14 protein-coding genes and 1 tRNA gene are annotated in these 14,776 nt (G+C 68.8%); 10 read left to right on the top strand and 5 right to left on the bottom strand.

From position 1 onward, the window contains the following. Nucleotides 1-337 precede the first annotated feature (337 nt). Together J2851_RS28005 and frc are read left to right on the top strand one after the other, a co-directional pair. The gene (locus tag J2851_RS28005; protein ID WP_209770460.1) at nucleotides 338-784 is read left to right on the top strand and encodes a PAS domain S-box protein; all 447 of its coding nucleotides are present in this window, start codon (nucleotides 338-340) and stop codon (nucleotides 782-784) included. 107 nt (nucleotides 785-891) lie between these two features. Then, nucleotides 892-2,142 carry a formyl-CoA transferase gene (frc, locus tag J2851_RS28000; RefSeq protein ID WP_209770459.1) on the top strand — a complete coding sequence of 417 codons (1,251 nt, stop codon included), beginning with the start codon at nucleotides 892-894 and terminating at the stop codon, nucleotides 2,140-2,142. A gap of 112 nt (nucleotides 2,143-2,254) precedes the next feature. Here the strand turns inward: frc and J2851_RS27995 are convergent, their stop codons facing one another. Then, on the bottom strand, nucleotides 2,255-2,515 hold the full coding sequence (locus tag J2851_RS27995) for a hypothetical protein (RefSeq protein WP_209770458.1): 261 nt from the start codon (nucleotides 2,513-2,515) through the stop codon (nucleotides 2,255-2,257). Between the two features lie 140 nt (nucleotides 2,516-2,655). On the opposite strand from J2851_RS27995, the gene soxR reads away from it, so the two are divergent. From soxR to J2851_RS27980, 3 genes are all read left to right on the top strand, one after another. Further along, on the top strand, nucleotides 2,656-3,117 hold the full coding sequence (soxR, locus tag J2851_RS27990; RefSeq protein ID WP_209770457.1) for a redox-sensitive transcriptional activator SoxR: 462 nt from the start codon (nucleotides 2,656-2,658) through the stop codon (nucleotides 3,115-3,117). A gap of 80 nt (nucleotides 3,118-3,197) precedes the next feature. Next, nucleotides 3,198-5,222 carry an O-linked N-acetylglucosamine transferase, SPINDLY family protein gene (locus J2851_RS27985; protein WP_209770456.1) on the top strand — a complete coding sequence of 675 codons (2,025 nt, stop codon included), beginning with the start codon at nucleotides 3,198-3,200 and terminating at the stop codon, nucleotides 5,220-5,222. Nucleotides 5,223-5,322: 100 nt separating this feature from the next. Beyond that, entirely contained in the window at nucleotides 5,323-5,649 is a 327-nt protein-coding gene (locus tag J2851_RS27980; RefSeq protein WP_209770455.1) for a hypothetical protein, read from the top strand. A 25-nt stretch (nucleotides 5,650-5,674) separates the two neighbouring features. On the opposite strand, the gene J2851_RS27975 is transcribed toward J2851_RS27980, so the two are convergent. Next, nucleotides 5,675-6,130 (bottom strand): hypothetical protein, encoded by a 456-nt coding sequence (locus tag J2851_RS27975; RefSeq protein WP_209770454.1) that lies wholly within the window; start codon nucleotides 6,128-6,130, stop codon nucleotides 5,675-5,677. Nucleotides 6,131-6,326: 196 nt separating this feature from the next. On the opposite strand from J2851_RS27975, the gene J2851_RS27970 reads away from it, so the two are divergent. Further along, nucleotides 6,327-6,402: transfer RNA gene (locus J2851_RS27970), tRNA-Phe, on the top strand. Between the two features lie 90 nt (nucleotides 6,403-6,492). Here J2851_RS27970 and J2851_RS27965 read toward each other — a convergent pair. Continuing rightward, on the bottom strand, nucleotides 6,493-7,284 hold the full coding sequence (locus J2851_RS27965) for an SDR family NAD(P)-dependent oxidoreductase (protein ID WP_209770453.1): 792 nt from the start codon (nucleotides 7,282-7,284) through the stop codon (nucleotides 6,493-6,495). Between the two features lie 494 nt (nucleotides 7,285-7,778). Here J2851_RS27965 and J2851_RS27960 point away from each other — a divergent pair, with 494 nt between their 5' ends. Further along, on the top strand, nucleotides 7,779-10,193 hold the full coding sequence (locus J2851_RS27960; protein ID WP_307420403.1) for a hybrid sensor histidine kinase/response regulator: 2,415 nt from the start codon (nucleotides 7,779-7,781) through the stop codon (nucleotides 10,191-10,193). Nucleotides 10,194-10,202: 9 nt separating this feature from the next. On the opposite strand, the gene J2851_RS27955 is transcribed toward J2851_RS27960, so the two are convergent. Beyond that, complete coding sequence (locus J2851_RS27955; protein WP_209770452.1) at nucleotides 10,203-10,406, bottom strand: hypothetical protein; 204 nt, start codon at nucleotides 10,404-10,406, stop codon at nucleotides 10,203-10,205. Between the two features lie 169 nt (nucleotides 10,407-10,575). Between J2851_RS27955 and J2851_RS27950 the strand changes: the two genes are divergently transcribed. Continuing rightward, nucleotides 10,576-10,740 (top strand): hypothetical protein, encoded by a 165-nt coding sequence (locus J2851_RS27950; RefSeq protein WP_209770451.1) that lies wholly within the window; start codon nucleotides 10,576-10,578, stop codon nucleotides 10,738-10,740. 21 nt (nucleotides 10,741-10,761) lie between these two features. Here the strand turns inward: J2851_RS27950 and J2851_RS27945 are convergent, their stop codons facing one another. Beyond that, the gene (locus J2851_RS27945; protein WP_209770450.1) at nucleotides 10,762-11,685 is read right to left on the bottom strand and encodes an AraC family transcriptional regulator; all 924 of its coding nucleotides are present in this window, start codon (nucleotides 11,683-11,685) and stop codon (nucleotides 10,762-10,764) included. Nucleotides 11,686-12,063: 378 nt separating this feature from the next. Between J2851_RS27945 and J2851_RS27940 the strand changes: the two genes are divergently transcribed. Next, on the top strand, nucleotides 12,064-12,522 hold the full coding sequence (locus J2851_RS27940; RefSeq protein ID WP_209770449.1) for a (2Fe-2S)-binding protein: 459 nt from the start codon (nucleotides 12,064-12,066) through the stop codon (nucleotides 12,520-12,522). A 3-nt stretch (nucleotides 12,523-12,525) separates the two neighbouring features. Beyond that, a complete protein-coding gene (locus J2851_RS27935) occupies nucleotides 12,526-14,754 on the top strand; it encodes a xanthine dehydrogenase family protein molybdopterin-binding subunit (protein ID WP_209770448.1) in 2,229 nt (742 codons plus the stop codon). Nucleotides 14,755-14,776: the final 22 nt, after the last annotated feature.

The following is a 14,776-nucleotide window of genomic DNA, read 5'->3' as shown; positions in this document are numbered from 1 at the left end:
TCCGATTGGACGCGCTTCATACAGCATCGTCACTTACGCACGTCTTCGCGAACACACGAAAAGCCGGCGCTCCCCACAGGAGCGCCGGCTTTTCGTTGTTTTCGCTCTGGCTGGACCGGAAAGCACCGGGCGTTGGGCCCCCACCCCGGCCCTGCCCGCGGGGCGGGGGAGGGAGTGGAATCGTCAGCCAGACAATCTGTTCGTGACCCCTCACAAAGCGCTTGATTGGGGTGCCGTATCTGGTATACCGTATGATCCATGCCAATGAGCGTTGCCACAGAGCGTTGGATCAGGAACGTCATGCAGCGAACCATCACCGGCGGGGCGGAGTGACCCGATGAGCAGCCCGATCGATTTCGAGCAGCTCGCCCGCGTGGCCGGCGACGCGGTCATCATCTCCGACGCGAAGGGCGCCATCACCTTCTGGAACGCGGCGGCTGAGCGCATCTTCGGTTTCACGGAACAGGATGCGCTGGGCCAGTCGCTCGACCTGATCATCCCGGAGCGTCAGCGCCAGCGGCACTGGGACGGGTACGAGAAGACCATGCAGACCGGGATCACGCGGTATGGCGCCGACGTGCTGCGCGTTCCCGCGGTGCACAAGGACGGCCGCGCGCTGTCCATCGCCTTCACGGTGGCCCTGCTCACCGCGGCGGACGGCAACATGACCGGGGGCAGCGTGACCGGGATTGTCGCCATTGTCCGCGATGAAACCAGCCGTTGGACGGAGGAACGCAAATTGCGCCGCCGTCTGGCGGAGTTGGAAGCCGCAACAGCTCACTAACCCTTCACCGCAATCACATCAGTCCGCAATCCGGGTCTTTTGCGCCGGTATTTCCACGACCGGCACGGGGACGTGCGTTGCAACAATCAAACGGGAGTGAACGAGCCATGAGCAAGCCGCTCGAAGGGATCAAAATCATCGACTTCACGCACGTCCAGGCCGGCCCGGCCTGCACGCAGCTTCTGGCCTGGTACGGCGCCGACGTGATCAAGGTCGAGCGCCCCGGTGCCGGCGACGTGACGCGCAACCAGCTGCGCGACATCCCCGACGCGGATGCCCTGTACTTCACGATGCTGAACAGCAACAAGCGCTCGCTGACGCTGGACACCAAGACCCAGGCGGGCAAGGAAGTCCTGGAGAAGCTGATCCGCGAGTCCGACGTCCTGGTCGAGAACTTCGGGCCGGGCGCGCTTGACCGCATGGGCTTCTCCTGGGCGCGCATCAACGAGCTGAACCCGGGCATGATCGTCGCCTCGGTGAAGGGCTTCAGCGACGGCCACCACTATGAAGACCTGAAGGTCTACGAGAACGTCGCCCAGTGCGCCGGCGGTGCGGCGTCGACCACCGGCTTCTGGGACGGCCCCCCGACCGTCAGCGCCGCCGCTCTCGGCGACAGCAACACCGGCATGCATCTGGCCATCGGCATCCTGACCGCCCTGATGGGCCGCGCCAAGACCGGCAAGGGCCAGAAGGTCGCCGTGTCGATGCAGGACGCCGTGATCAACCTCTGCCGCGTCAAGCTGCGCGACCAGCAGCGCCTCGACCGCGTCGGCTACCTGGAGGAATACCCGCAGTACCCGCACGGCGAGTTCTCCGACGTGGTTCCGCGCGGCGGCAACGCCGGCGGTGGCGGCCAGCCGGGCTGGGTCCTGAAGTGCAAGGGCTGGGAAACCGATCCCAACGCCTACATCTACTTCACCATCCAGGGCCACGCCTGGGCGCCGATCTGCAAGGCGCTGGGCAAGCCGGAGTGGATCGACGACCCGGCCTACAACACCGCCCAGGCGCGCCAGGACAAGATCTTCGACATCTTCGCCTTCATCGAGGGCTGGCTGGCCGACAAGACGAAGTACGAGGCGGTCGACATCCTGCGCAAGTTCGACATCCCCTGCGCGCCGGTGCTGACCATGAAGGAGATCGCCGAGGATCCGTCGCTCCGCAAGAGCGGCACCATCGTCGAGGTCGAGCACAAGCAGCGCGGCAAGTACCTGACCGTCGGCAGCCCGGTCAAGTTCTCGGACATGACGGTCGAGATCACCGGTTCCCCGCTGCTCGGCGAGCACAGCGACGAGATCCTCGCGAGCCTCGGCTACACGAAGGAGCAGATCGCGGACATGCACGCCAACAAGGTGGTCTGATCCCCACCCCCGGCGTGATCGGGTTTTCCTGATCGCATCCTGTTCGGCCACTTGGTCGGTGGAAAACGGCGCTCGTTTCGGGCGCCGTTTTTCGTTTTTTCGTGATCCGCTGCTACCGCAACCACTCCCGGACTTCCAGGATCCGCTGGTTGCCCTGCGGGGTGCGGGCGTAGGCCTTGCCGTACTGGGTCTGGTATTCGCGGACGTAGCCCTGGCGCAGCAGGATTTCCATGGCCGGCCGGACGACGGCCGGCTTCAGCTTTGCGGCGCGGGTGATCGCCAGAAGCGAGGCGGGCAGGGCCGTCACTTCCGGACCGGGCGTGGCCCGGAGCGTGTTGATGGAGGTCCAATCGACGGACGTCGGTGACATCATGCGGGGTTCCCCCTGCTCGACAAACGGGTGGCTTCCAACCCATCATTTCGCGCCTTTCGGCGTTGCGCAATGATCAGGATCAGCGTACAACCTCAACTGAACTTGAGGTCAAGAGGTTCCGCACATCCGGAGGGCCGACGATGGGGATTCTCGAACCGGGCCAGCTTGGCAAGGATCTCTCCGTCGGGGAGGTGGCCGAACGATCCGGCGTGGCGGTGTCCACCATCCATTTCTACGAATCGAAGGGCCTGATCCGGAGCTGGCGCAGTAACGGCAACCAGCGGCGCTTCCCACGTGAGGTGTTGCGCCGCGTCGCGGTTATCAAGGTCGCGCAGAGGCTGGGGATTTCGCTGGCCTCCATCGCCGAGGCGCTGAAGGCCCTGCCGGAGGGACGATCCCCGACGACGGAGGACTGGAAGGCCCTTTCGGCGTCCTGGAAGCGGGAGCTGGATGAGCGAATCGCCACCATGACGCGTTTGCGCGACGAGCTGGACCAGTGCATCGGCTGCGGCTGCCTGTCGATCAGCGAGTGCCCATTGCGCAATCCCTGGGACGAGCTGTCGGAGGAAGGGCCCGGCCCGCGGTTGCTCGATCCACGCTGAGGGATTGGCGCGCGGGTGCCAGGGGCGCTATGCTCGCGCTGAACGCGACAACCCGCCGTCCGATCCCGACCCGCCGTGCCATGACCGATCCCGACCGCCCCGACCCCGCCGCTCCGGGCGCGCAGACCCCGGCCGTCGCGTCGGCTACCCTGCTGGCGGACGGATTGGCGCACCACGAGGCCGGGCGACTCGCGGAGGCCGAAACGGCCTATCGGCGACTGCTGGACCAGGATCCGGGAAACAGCGACGGCTGGAATCTGCTCGGCGTCGTGCGGGCGCAACAGGGCGATGCGAGGGCGTGCGTGCGCTGCATCCGGTCGGCCCTGGCGATCCGCGAAGCCCCGGAATACCTCTACAACCTGGGAACGGCGCTGCGCGACCTCGGGCGACTTGACGAGGCGGTGGCGGCCTATGAGCGGGTCGTCCGGCTGGCTCCCGACCGGGCGGACGCCCACATGGCCGTCGGTGCGCTGCACCAGCTTCGGCGCCAGCCGATCGAGGCCATCGCCGCCTATCGCCGGGCCATCGCCATCCGGCCCGACAGCGCGGAGGCGCATTCGAGCCTCGGCATGGTGCTGCAGGAGGTCGGGCAGCGGGAGGAGGCCATCGCCGCCTTCAGCGCGGCGATCCTGCACAAGCCGTCCCACGCCGAAGGGCACTCCAACCTCGGCTTCGCCTTGCAGGGCTTGGGACGGCTCAGCGAGTCGGCGGCGGCCTTCGCGGTGGCGCTCGCCTTCCGGCCGGAGTTTCCGGAAGCCTGGTCGAACCTGGGAAACACCTTCAAGGAGATGGGGCTGCTCGACCGCGCCGTCGCGGCCTACCGCACCGCCCTCGCGCAACGCCCCCACTTTCCGGAGGCCGCCGGCAACCTGGCCATGACGCAGCACTACGCGTCGGAGTGCGGCAACGCCGATTTCCTGGCGACGGCGCGGGAGAGCGTCGCGCGGTTGGGCTTGGCAACGGGTGTGACGGCGCCGCCGCGGGCTTTTCCCAACGCGGAGGACCCGGACCGGCCGCTGCGGGTCGGCTACGTGTCCGGGGACTTCAACAGTCACCCCGTCGGCTATTTCCTGGAAAGCGTCCTGGCCGCGCACGACCGGGCGGCCGTCACGATCCATTGCTACGCCAACAACGTCCGCCGGGACGCGCTGACCGACCGGCTGCGCGCGCGGGCCGACGTCTGGCGCGACATCGCGGGTCTGGACGACGACACGGTCGAGGGCATGGTGCGGGGCGACGGGATCGACCTGCTGGTGGACCTGTCGGGCCACACGGCGGGGAACCGCCTGCCGCTGTTCGCACGCAAGCCGGCGCCGGTGCAGGTCTCCTGGCTGGGGTACTTCGGCACGACCGGGCTCCCCGCCATGGACCATATCATCGCCGACCGGCATGTGGTGTCGCCGGGGGAGGAACGATTCTTCACCGAGACGGTCTGGCGCCTGCCGGGCAGCTATCTGTGCTTCACGCCGCCGTCCGACCGCGTGCCGGTCACGCCGCCGCCGATGTTGGGGACGGGCGTGGTCACGCTCGGCTGCTTCCAGAACCGGGCGAAGATCACCTCGGCCACGGTGGCGCTGTGGGCGGGGGTGCTGGCCGCGATGCCGCAGGCGCGGCTGCTGGTGAAGGCGCGGCAGATGGGCGACGCCGGCGTGCGGCAGGCCCTGAGGGACCGGTTCGCCGCCCATGGCATCGCCGCGAACCGCGTGCGGATGGAGGGCGAGTCGCCACGGGCCGACTATCTGGCCGGCCATGGCCGGATCGACATCGCCGTGGACACCACGCCCTTCGGCGGCGGAACGACCACCGCGGAATGCCTGTGGATGGGCGTGCCGCTGGTGACCCTGCGCGGCGACCGCTGGGCCGGGCGCATCGGGGAGAGCCTGCTGCACACGCTGGGCCTCGCCGACCGACTGGTGGCCGACAGCCCCGCCGACTACGTGGCGAAGGTGGCGGCCCTGGCCGGAGACCCCGCCGCCCTGGCCGACCTGCGCGCGGGGCTGCGCGGGCGGCTGGAGCAATCCCCTCTGTGCGACGGGCCGGGCTTCGCCCGCGGGCTGGAGGCGGCCTACCGGGCCATGTGGCAGGGGTGGTGCCGCAAACGGTGAGCCCGAAAAATGTCCCAGCGGAGCGGCTTGGAGCGTGAGCTTGGACGCACAATCTGTGTGCTAAGGTTGCCCCAACACTTCGCAAGAAAGGATCACGGGGATGTTCGCCAAGGTTGCCATGCGCGGGTTCGGCGCTGCCGTGGGAGGCATGGCCCTCGCACTCGTCCTGGCGGGCCCGGCCGCGGCCGACGGTCATGGGCATGGGCACCACAAGCACCACAAGCACAAGCACAAGCACGACCACGGCTATTATCACGGTGGCCCGCGGGTCGTCGTCGTCGATGAGCCGCGCCCGGTCGTGGTCATGCGCCGTCCGCCGCCGGTCTATTACGCCCCGGCGCCGCGCGTGGTCTATGCGCCGCCAGCCTACTACGCTCCGGCCCCCGCCCCGGGGGTGAGCGTCCAGATGAACATTCCTCTGCGCTGATCCGGCTGTTGCCAGGGTGAAGGGCTCACCGCTCGACGGTGCAGTCCTTCACGATCAGCATGTCGGCGGGAATTTCCGTCGAGGGTGTCTTGGGCATGTCCTCGTGCGCGGGGACGAGCAGGCAGCCTTCGGCGCCGCGCGCCATCACGCTCTTCACCTTGAACCGCATGGTCTTCGGGTTGCTGCCGAAGGTCACGTCGAAGACATCGCCGACGGCGATTCGCCGTGGGATGTCGATGTGGCCGTATTCCCGACAATCGTGGGTGATCAGCCAGTCCCGGCACAGCTTCAGCGTCGCCTCGCCGTTGGTCGCCACGACGGAGGCCGCAGGACCGGGCACCGTGTTCGCCCCGTTGGAGGCACGCCGCTCCCCGGCGGCGGGAGCCTGGGCCAAGGCCACGCCAGAGCCGGTGAGCACGGTGCCGCCAAACACCGGGCCTGCCAGCCACATCCCGACGAACGCCGTCGCCGCGATCCTCATCCCAATCACCGACACCTGCCGTTCCTGCACATGACGATAGCGCACTGTAATATGGGGTGGCGCGACCCTTTTGGAGCGCTGCGGGGCCTTCCGATCAGGCGGGGCGGCGCGGACATCTGGAATGCACGCCCGTGTGCATATTCCGCTGGACAAGGGGCGCGGTTCTTTCTATAAGGCAGCCCCCGCACGTTGCGGCGCCCAGGTAGCTCAGTTGGTAGAGCAGGGGACTGAAAATCCCCGTGTCGGTGGTTCGATTCCGCCCCTGGGCACCACTCTTCCTCCCAATCTACGATTCAGTGAAGAGTGGTGCGAGGCCCAGGCCTCCCACAGTCATTTTCCTGCGAATTCGGTTCAGCCCATTCTCAGCCGTTGCGGTAGCGCGGCGCGGCGTGGACCTGCATGACGTTCGGGACCATCGCGCGCCGGGCGGCGTCATAGGCGTCCCACTGTCCGGCGTCGTGAAGCGGCGGGATCGTGACCGTTTCGCGCCGGTCGTACCCAACCAGCGCCGCGTCGACCAGCTCGCCGGTGTCCATCACCGCCGGAAGGGCGTCGACATCGCGTCCGGACCGCTCCCAGATTTCGGTGCGCGTCGCCGACGGCAGCACCGCCTGCACATACACCCCTCTGGGGCCAAGCTCCAGATGCAGGCCCTGGCTGAGGAACAGCACGAAGGCCTTGGTCGCTCCGTAGACGGTCAGCCCGATTTCCGGCGCGAAGCCCACGACCGACGCCACGTTGACGATCGCGCCCGTGCCGGTGGCGGCGAAGCGCGGCGCCGCCACGCGGGCGAGGCGGGTGAGCGCGGTAACGTTCAGCGCGATCAGGGCGGAGATGTCCTCAAGGCTCTGGTCGAGGAAGTTGCCCTTGAGCGCCGCCCCGGCGTTGTTGACCAGCACGCCGATGCGCTCGTCGTCGCGCAACCGCGCCTCCACGGACGCGAGATCGGCCGGGTCGGTCAGGTCCGCGCGGATGGTGTCGACGCCCACCTTGGCCTCCCGGCGGAGGCGTTCCGCCAGGGCGTCGAGGCGCGCGGTGTCGCGGGCCACCAGCACCAGATCATGGCCGCGCCGCGCGAAGCGGTCGGCGTAGACCGCTCCGATGCCCGAGGAGGCTCCGGTGATCAGAACGGTCGGTTTGGCGACGGATGTCATCGTACGTTCCTGTTATGGCGTTGAGGGGTTGGGCGACCGTCCCCGGGGGCTTGGGACTTGTCTCCGGACACAGTGGTAGCCGATGTTGCGGAAGGCCTAAAGGACACTTATCCAACCTTTTCAGACATCGGGCCTTTTCGGACATCGGCGCGCGGTGGCCGCCCGGTCGGTGTTCGAGCACGTCACTTAGACCGCCGGAGAGCCGATTTATAGAACCGCTGTCCTGTCCGGGAGGCGTTTGGTGGCCGCTTCCTCCCGATGGCCGCCTCCCGATGGTGCGGCGCAGTCGGCAAGAGATGCTCAATTGACCTGTGCGGGGTCTTGATCGACGTACAGTTGATTTTCATGAATTCGGGGGGCAATACGACCAATGTCTCAGCCGCGGCTCGACGGAATCAGGCTTTTTGTTAGGCATTGTTGTGGGTACCATCATTTTCGCGTGCCGCACTCGGACGTCCGGGCGGCTCGGTCGCGCGCATTTCCGTGGGGTTGACGTGCAAGCCACCCTCCGCCGCTCGCTGGTCCTGCTCTCGCTGATCATGCTGCCCCTGCTGGGGGTCGAGCTGGCGATGCAGTTCAACCTGCGCCGCGAACGGATGGCCGAGCTGCACGATCAGGCGATGCGGCTGCTCGACGGCGTGGAGACCGAGCAGCAACACCTCATCGACGACGTCCACCACATCCTCGGAACGCTGGCCACCGCCGCGGCCCCCCAGCTGGCCGGGCCCGGGTGCCAGGCGACCCTGGACCGGATGCAGGCGCTGCTGCCCCCCTATCTGGTCGTCGAGGTGATGGGGATGGACGGGCATGTCCGCTGCGCGACCGACCGGCGCGCCATCGGCGCCTACATCGGGAAGCGGGAGAACGTCCAGCGGGCGCTCGCGACCGGGGACTTCGTTCTCGGCAACTACGCCACCGCCCGGCGGCTCGGCTACGCCGTCCTGACCTTCGGGCAACCCTTCGAGGGGCCGGACGGATCGACCGCGGGCGTCGTCACCGCCCTGCTGGACATCGGGTGGCTGCACGAGTTCCTGGCCCGCAAGCCGTTGCCGCCGGACGCGACCATCCTGATTGCCGACCGTTCCGGCCGCGTGTTCGCCCGGACGCCGGCGCTGCCCGACGTGGTCGGGCAATATCTGCCGGAACGCCTGCGCTACATGCTCACGGGCAGCCGGCGCGCGACGGTGGAGGCGACAGGCCTCGACGGCGTCAAGCGGATCATGGCCTATTCGAGCACGGAGGTCGGTGCCGAAGGCATCCTGGTCATGGCGGGCATCGACAAGGCCGCGGCCATGGGGTCCATCGACCGCAGCCTGTGGCGCACGATGGCGATGTTCGTCGGCGTGCTGGCCCTGTGCTACGCCGGGGTCGCCTGGGGGGCGAGCCGCCTCGTCCGCGTTCAGGAGCAGTTGGTCCTGGCGCTGAAGGCCGCCAAAGCCGGAACCTTCGGCATCAGGCTCCGCTCCCGCCGGGCCGAATGGTCGGAGGAGACCTTCCGGATTTTCGGCCTGGATCCGCAGCGCGACGCGCCGGGCTTCCAGACCTGGGCGGCCAGCCTGCACCCGGCGGACCGCGACCGGGTGCTGCGGGAGCGCGAAGCGGCGTTGGCCGATCGGACGCCGACGATCAGCCAGGAATACCGGATCCTGCGGCGGGACGGCACCGTCGGCTGGGTGGAGACGGTGGCCAACGCCACCTACGCCGGAGACGGCACGCCGCTGCGGCTGTCGGGGCTGCACATCGACATCACGCACCGCAAGGAGACGGAGGGGGCCCTGCGCGCCGCCAAGGAGGAGGCGGAGCGGGCCAACCTGTCGAAGAGCAAGTTCCTGGCGGCGGCCAGCCACGACCTGCGCCAGCCCATGCAGTCCATGTTCCTGTTCGCGTCCGCCCTGCACCCGCATGTGACCAGCGAGCGCGGGCGCAACGCCCTGACCATGCTGGAACGCGGGCTGGACACCATGAAGGGGCTGCTGGAAAGCCTGCTGGACGTGTCGCGGTTCGACGCCGGGGGCATCCGCCCGGCCATCGAGGATGTCCCGCTTCGGCCGGTGCTCGACCACATCGCCGCCTCCTACCTGCCGGTGGCGGCCGCGAAAGGGCTGCAGCTTCGCGTGCGCGAGGGCCGGGACATGGTCGTCCGCAGCGACCGCAACCTGCTGGGCCGGATGATCCGCAACCTGGTCGAGAACGCCATCCGCTACACCGAGGCTGGCATCGTCGAGCTGGACTGCCGCGAGGCCGACGGCCGCGTCCACATCGACGTGCTGGACACCGGGATCGGCATTCCCGCCGGGCAGCTCGACCGGATCTTCGAGGAATTCCACCAGCTCGCCAACCCGGAACGGGACCGCGGCCAGGGCCTGGGGCTCGGGCTGTCCATCGTGCAGCGGCTGTCGACTCTCCTCGACCATCCGGTGTTGGTGCGGTCGGAACCGGGGCGGGGATCCGTCTTCTCCATCGCCGTGCCGCTCGGAAACGCCGGCGAGCCCGGGACCCAACCGGCGGCGCAGCCGGTCCTGGAGGATGGCGCCGGCCGCCTTGCGCTGCTGGTCGACGACGACTCCATCGTCCTGCTGGCGCTCCAGACCATGTTCCGGAGCTGGAGGTACGAAACGCTGATCGCGGCATCCGCCGAGGAAGCGATCGAAAAGCTGCGCGCCGACGGGCGGGAGCCGGACGTGATCGTCGCGGATTACCGGCTGCGCGGCGGCGAGCGGGGAACGGACACCGTCCGGCGGATCACCGCCTTTCTCGGCTCCGCCGTTCCCGCGATCATCCTGACCGGGGAGACCAGCCCGGAATGGCAGAAGGAGGCGGCCGACCTGGGCTTCGGCGTCGCCTTCAAGCCGGTGACGCCGCGCCAGCTGCAAGAGGCGCTGCAACGCTGCATGGGCGCCGTGGCGTGACGTGCAGCCTCAATCCGAAATGACGATCTGCCGTTCCTTGCCGCCCTTTCCGACGATCTTCAGCACGCGGCGGCCGCGCTCGTCCTTGGAGGATTCGGTCAGGACGATCCGGCCGAGCGTGGCGAGCAGGTGCAGCAGTTCGTTGTTCGACTTGGCGCCGAACCCCTGGCGCAACTCGGCCAGAAGGGCTTCCGTTTCCTCGCGTTTTGTCACGGCTCAGGGGCTTTCGCTGTGGGAGTCTCAGGCGGGCGTCCTCCGCCGGCTGCGCAACAGCCTGCTCCACAATCCGGCGGCTGTCGAGGCATCCGGCGGTGGAAGCGCCACAAAGGGAAGGCCGGGGTGTTATCCCTGCGCCACCGGGTCAGCGCCAAGGGTTGAAACCATGGAAGACAAGTTGATCGCCTACATCGACCGCGTGAAGGAACGCATCGCCATGCTGCGCTCCGGCACCTTCGAATCCGCCGACGACCGCATCTCCTGCGAGGCGGTGGCCGACAGCCTGGAGCTGGTGGTGCGCGAGCTGACCGACCTGATCGAGATCCGCTGACCGGATCCGCCGGGCGCACGGTCACCCGGCCAATCTGGAACCGATTTCGGACCGCTGTTCCGGCCGCGGCACCTTGCCCTTTGCCGCCTCCCGGTCGCGGACGGGCGGCAGGCCGAACATGCGGCCGTATTCCCGCGTGAACTGGGGCACGCTTTCATAGCCCACGGCGAAGGCCGCGCTGCTCGCGGTCATCCCCTCCGACAGCATCAGCCGGCGCGCCTCGATCAGCCGCAGCCGCTTCTGGAATTGCAGCGGCGACAGGGAGGTCACGGCGCGGAAATGCTGGTGGAAGGACGACACGCTCATCCCCGCCACCGCCGCCAGCCGCTTGACCGGCATGGGCCGCGTGAACTCCGCCCGAAGCACCGCGACCGCGCGCGCCACGCGCTGCGCATGGCCGTCCAGCCAGCCGAGCCGCCGGATCGCCGGCCCGTGCCGGCCGGCCAGCAGCCAGTAGTGCAGCTCGCGCACCAGCTGGGTCTGGAGAACCGGCACCGATTCCGGGCGGTCGAGCAGCCGCATCAGCCGCAGCGCTGCGTCGGCGGCCTCCGCGTCGGTCGGCTCGACCCGCACGGGCGCGGGATCCGCCACCAGCGCCGCCCCCATCTGCGCCGCCAGATCGGCGATGACCGCCGGGTCGAGTTCCAGCGCGAGGCATAGGTAAGGGGCGGCGACGCTGGCGCGCGTGACCTCGCTGACGATCGGCAGGTCCGCCGTGACCAGCAGGGAGTCGCCCGCGGTGAAGGCGAAGGTCTGCGCCCCCATCGTCACCTGCTTGCTTCCCTGGAGGACGAGGCACACGACGGGGCGGTAGATGGAGTGGACCATGCCGCTGGGCGCGGTCGCGCGAACGGCGGTGAGGCCCGGGATCGGCGTCTGCGCCAGGCCGGACGCGTCGGCGTGGATTTCCGCGTAGCGGCGGACGGCATCGAGCAGGGTGGTCATGGGGCAAGACTACCCCAACCGCCCTGCTTCGCGCGACATCTTGGAGGAATAGGCAAAGAACGGCGAGCATCGGGCAACAAAGGATGGCTCCGCCGCGCGATACTGGCGGCGATGAGGCAAGGCGCACAGCGGAGATCGGCCGGCGCCGAAGCCTGGTTTCGCAGGCCGGCGTCGGGGGGCTGACTTCCGATGTAGGTCCCTTGACTTGTGGACGACCGGTACGAACATCTACGCACGCTCCGCCAAGGAGCGGCCCCGTGACCGGGTGGGGGCGCCCGGTCACCCGGCCCTGGTTGCTTGGTCGAGGCGCGGCCGTCGCCGCGCGGACCATTCCGACACAAAAAGATCCGACGGGAAGACAGAGACAGGAATCATCCCATGATTCGTTTGAACATCAACGGGCAGGACCGCGACGTCGACGTGCCGCCCGATATGCCCCTCCTTTGGGTTCTGCGCGACGAACTGAACATGACCGGCACGAAGTTCGGCTGCGGCATCGCCCAGTGCGGCGCCTGCACCGTCCACGTCGACGGTGTCGCGACCCGTGCCTGCCAGACGCCCGCGGAATCCGCCGTGGGCACCAAGATCACCACCATCGAAGGCATCTCCGGCAAGGCCGCGGAGGCGATCCAGGCCGCCTGGCAGAAGCTGGACGTGGTGCAGTGCGGCTATTGCCAGTCCGGCCAAATCATGAGCGCGGTGGCGCTGCTGACCGACAACCACAACCCGTCGGACAGCGACATCGACGCGGCCATGGACGGCAACGTCTGCCGCTGCGCCACCTACCCGCGCATCCGCGCGGCGATCAAGGACGCCGCCAAGGCGATGGGGGCCTGATCCATGCTGCATCATCTCATCAAGCAGGCGGCCGGTGACGTCGCCGTTCCCGCCGAACCGGTTACCGCGTCCCGCCGGTCCTTCCTGAAGGGCGCCGGCGCCGTCGGCGGCGGCCTCGTGATCGGCGCCATGCTGCCGAAGGCTGCATTCGCCGCGGAGACCAAGGGCCCGACCATCATCGGCCCGGCCGACCCGCGCCCGCAGGCCTTCCTGCGCATCGCGCCGGACAACACGGTGACCGTGCTGGTCAAGCACCTGGACAAGGGCCAGGGCATCATGACCGGCCTGACCACCATCGTGGCGGAGGAGCTTGACGCCGACTGGCAGCAGATGCGCGGCGCCTTCGCCCCGGCCGACAGCACGCTCTACGCCAACCACTTCTTCGGCATCCAGGGCACCGGCGGCTCCACCGCCGTGGCCAACAGCTGGGACGAGCTGCGCATGGCCGGTGCCGCCGCCCGCGCCATGCTGGTCGCCACGGCGTCCGCGCGCTGGAACGTCCCGGTGTCGGAGATCACGGTGGAGAAGGGCGTGGTCCGCCACGCCAAGTCCAACCGCACGGCCAACTTCGGCGCGCTGGCGGAGGACGCGGCCAAGCTGCCCGTCCCGCAGAAGGTCGCGCTGAAGGACCCGAAGGACTACAAGCTGATCGGCGACCCGTCGCTGCACCGGCTGGACTACGTGTCCAAGACCAACGGCACGGCGATCTTCGCCATGGACATCCGCCGTCCCGGCCAGGTGACCGCGGTGCTGGCGCGCTCCCCCCGCTTCGGCGGCACGGTGAAGTCGGTCGACTCGGCTGCGGCCAAGCAGGTGCCGGGCGTGATCGACGTGCTGACCCTGCCGGTCGGCGTGGCGGTCGTCGCCAAGAACACCTGGGCCGCCATCAAGGGCCGCGAGGCGCTGAAGGTGGAGTGGGACGACGCCAAGGCGGAGACCCGCGGCACCGAGGAGATCCTCGCCGACTACCGCAAACTGGCCGAGAAGCAGGGCAACGTCGCCGCCAACAAGGGCGACGCCGCCAAGGCGCTGGCCGGGGCGGCCAAGGTGGTGGAGGCGGAGTTCGTCTTCCCCTACCTCGCCCACGCGCCGATGGAGCCGCTGAACGCCACGGTGGAGCTGAAGCCGGAGGGTGGCTGCACCATCTACGCCGGCTCGCAGTTCCAGGGCGTGGAGCAGAAGGTCGCCGCCGCGATCCTCGGCTGCAAGCCGGAGCAGGTGGCGATCGACACGGTGTGGGCCGGCGGCAGCTTCGGCCGGCGCGCCACGCCGAACGCCGACTACATCGCCGAGGCGGTGATGATCGCCAAGGCCTACGGCAAGGCGCCGGTCCATCTGGTCTGGACGCGCGAGGACGACATCCAGGGCGGCCGCTACCGCCCGCTGTTCCTGCACAAGATCAAGGCCGGCGTGGACGCGCAGGGCAAGCTGGTCGCGTGGCAGCAGCGCATCGTCGGCCAGAGCTTCATGGCCGGCACCCCGTTCGAGCCCGTGATGATCAAGAACGGTGTGGACGAGACCTCGGTCGAGGGCGCGTCGGACATGGCCTACGCGGTGCCGAACCTGGCGGTGGACCTGCACACCCCGGTGTCGCCGGTGACGACGCTGTGGTGGCGGTCGGTCGGGCACACCCACACCGCCTACGCCAAGGAGGTCATGATCGACGAACTGGCCGCCGCGGCCGGCAAGGACCCGGTGGCCTTCCGCACGGAGCTGCTGAAGGACAGCCCGCGCTTGCTGGGCGTGCTGAAGCTGGCGGCCGAGAAGGCCGACTGGAGCAAGCCGCTGCCCAAGGGCCGGGCGCGCGGCGTGGCCGTGCACGAAAGCTTCGACACCTTCGTGGCGCACGTGGCGGAGGTCTCGGTCAACGACAAGGGCCAGGTGAAGGTGGAACGGGTGGTCTGCGCGGTCGATTGCGGCCAGGCGGTCAACCCGAACATCATCGAGGCGCAGATCTCCGGCGGCACCGGATGGGGCATCGGCCACGCGCTGCGTGACGAGATCACCATGACCGGCGGCGTCGTGGACCAGGCGAACTTCGACACCTACCAGCCGCTGCGCAACTCGGAGATGCCGCCGGTGGAGGTGCACATCCTGCCGTCCACGGTGCGTCCGACCGGCGTCGGCGAGCCCGGCGTGCCGACCGCCGCCCCGGCGGTGGCCAACGCGGTGTTCGCCGCCACCGGCAAGCGGCTGCACCAGCTGCCCTTCACCAAGTCCGGCATGGTCTGACCGGCGACGGCAAGCATCATCG

The sequence above is a fragment of the Azospirillum rugosum genome (assembly GCF_017876155.1).
In the GTDB taxonomy this organism is placed as follows: domain Bacteria; phylum Pseudomonadota; class Alphaproteobacteria; order Azospirillales; family Azospirillaceae; genus Azospirillum; species Azospirillum rugosum.
Note: the sequence above shows the minus strand (reverse complement) of the source record. Positions and strands in the feature narration are given on the sequence as shown.

Excerpts from the sequence above, each read along its gene's own strand:
- J2851_RS28005 (WP_209770460.1), top strand. The coding sequence starts at position 338 with ATGAGCAGCCCGATCGATTTCGAGCAGCTCGCCCGCGTGGCCGGCGAC.
- J2851_RS27980 (WP_209770455.1), top strand. The coding sequence starts at position 5,323 with ATGTTCGCCAAGGTTGCCATGCGCGGGTTCGGCGCTGCCGTGGGAGGC.
- soxR (WP_209770457.1), top strand. The coding sequence starts at position 2,656 with ATGGGGATTCTCGAACCGGGCCAGCTTGGCAAGGATCTCTCCGTCGGG.
- J2851_RS27950 (WP_209770451.1), top strand. The coding sequence starts at position 10,576 with ATGGAAGACAAGTTGATCGCCTACATCGACCGCGTGAAGGAACGCATC.
- frc (WP_209770459.1), top strand. The coding sequence starts at position 892 with ATGAGCAAGCCGCTCGAAGGGATCAAAATCATCGACTTCACGCACGTC.
- J2851_RS27995 (WP_209770458.1), bottom strand. The coding sequence starts at position 2,515 with ATGATGTCACCGACGTCCGTCGATTGGACCTCCATCAACACGCTCCGG.
- J2851_RS27945 (WP_209770450.1), bottom strand. The coding sequence starts at position 11,685 with ATGACCACCCTGCTCGATGCCGTCCGCCGCTACGCGGAAATCCACGCC.
- J2851_RS27935 (WP_209770448.1), top strand. The coding sequence starts at position 12,526 with ATGCTGCATCATCTCATCAAGCAGGCGGCCGGTGACGTCGCCGTTCCC.
- J2851_RS27975 (WP_209770454.1), bottom strand. The coding sequence starts at position 6,130 with ATGAGGATCGCGGCGACGGCGTTCGTCGGGATGTGGCTGGCAGGCCCG.
- J2851_RS27985 (WP_209770456.1), top strand. The coding sequence starts at position 3,198 with ATGACCGATCCCGACCGCCCCGACCCCGCCGCTCCGGGCGCGCAGACC.
- J2851_RS27965 (WP_209770453.1), bottom strand. The coding sequence starts at position 7,284 with ATGACATCCGTCGCCAAACCGACCGTTCTGATCACCGGAGCCTCCTCG.
- J2851_RS27940 (WP_209770449.1), top strand. The coding sequence starts at position 12,064 with ATGATTCGTTTGAACATCAACGGGCAGGACCGCGACGTCGACGTGCCG.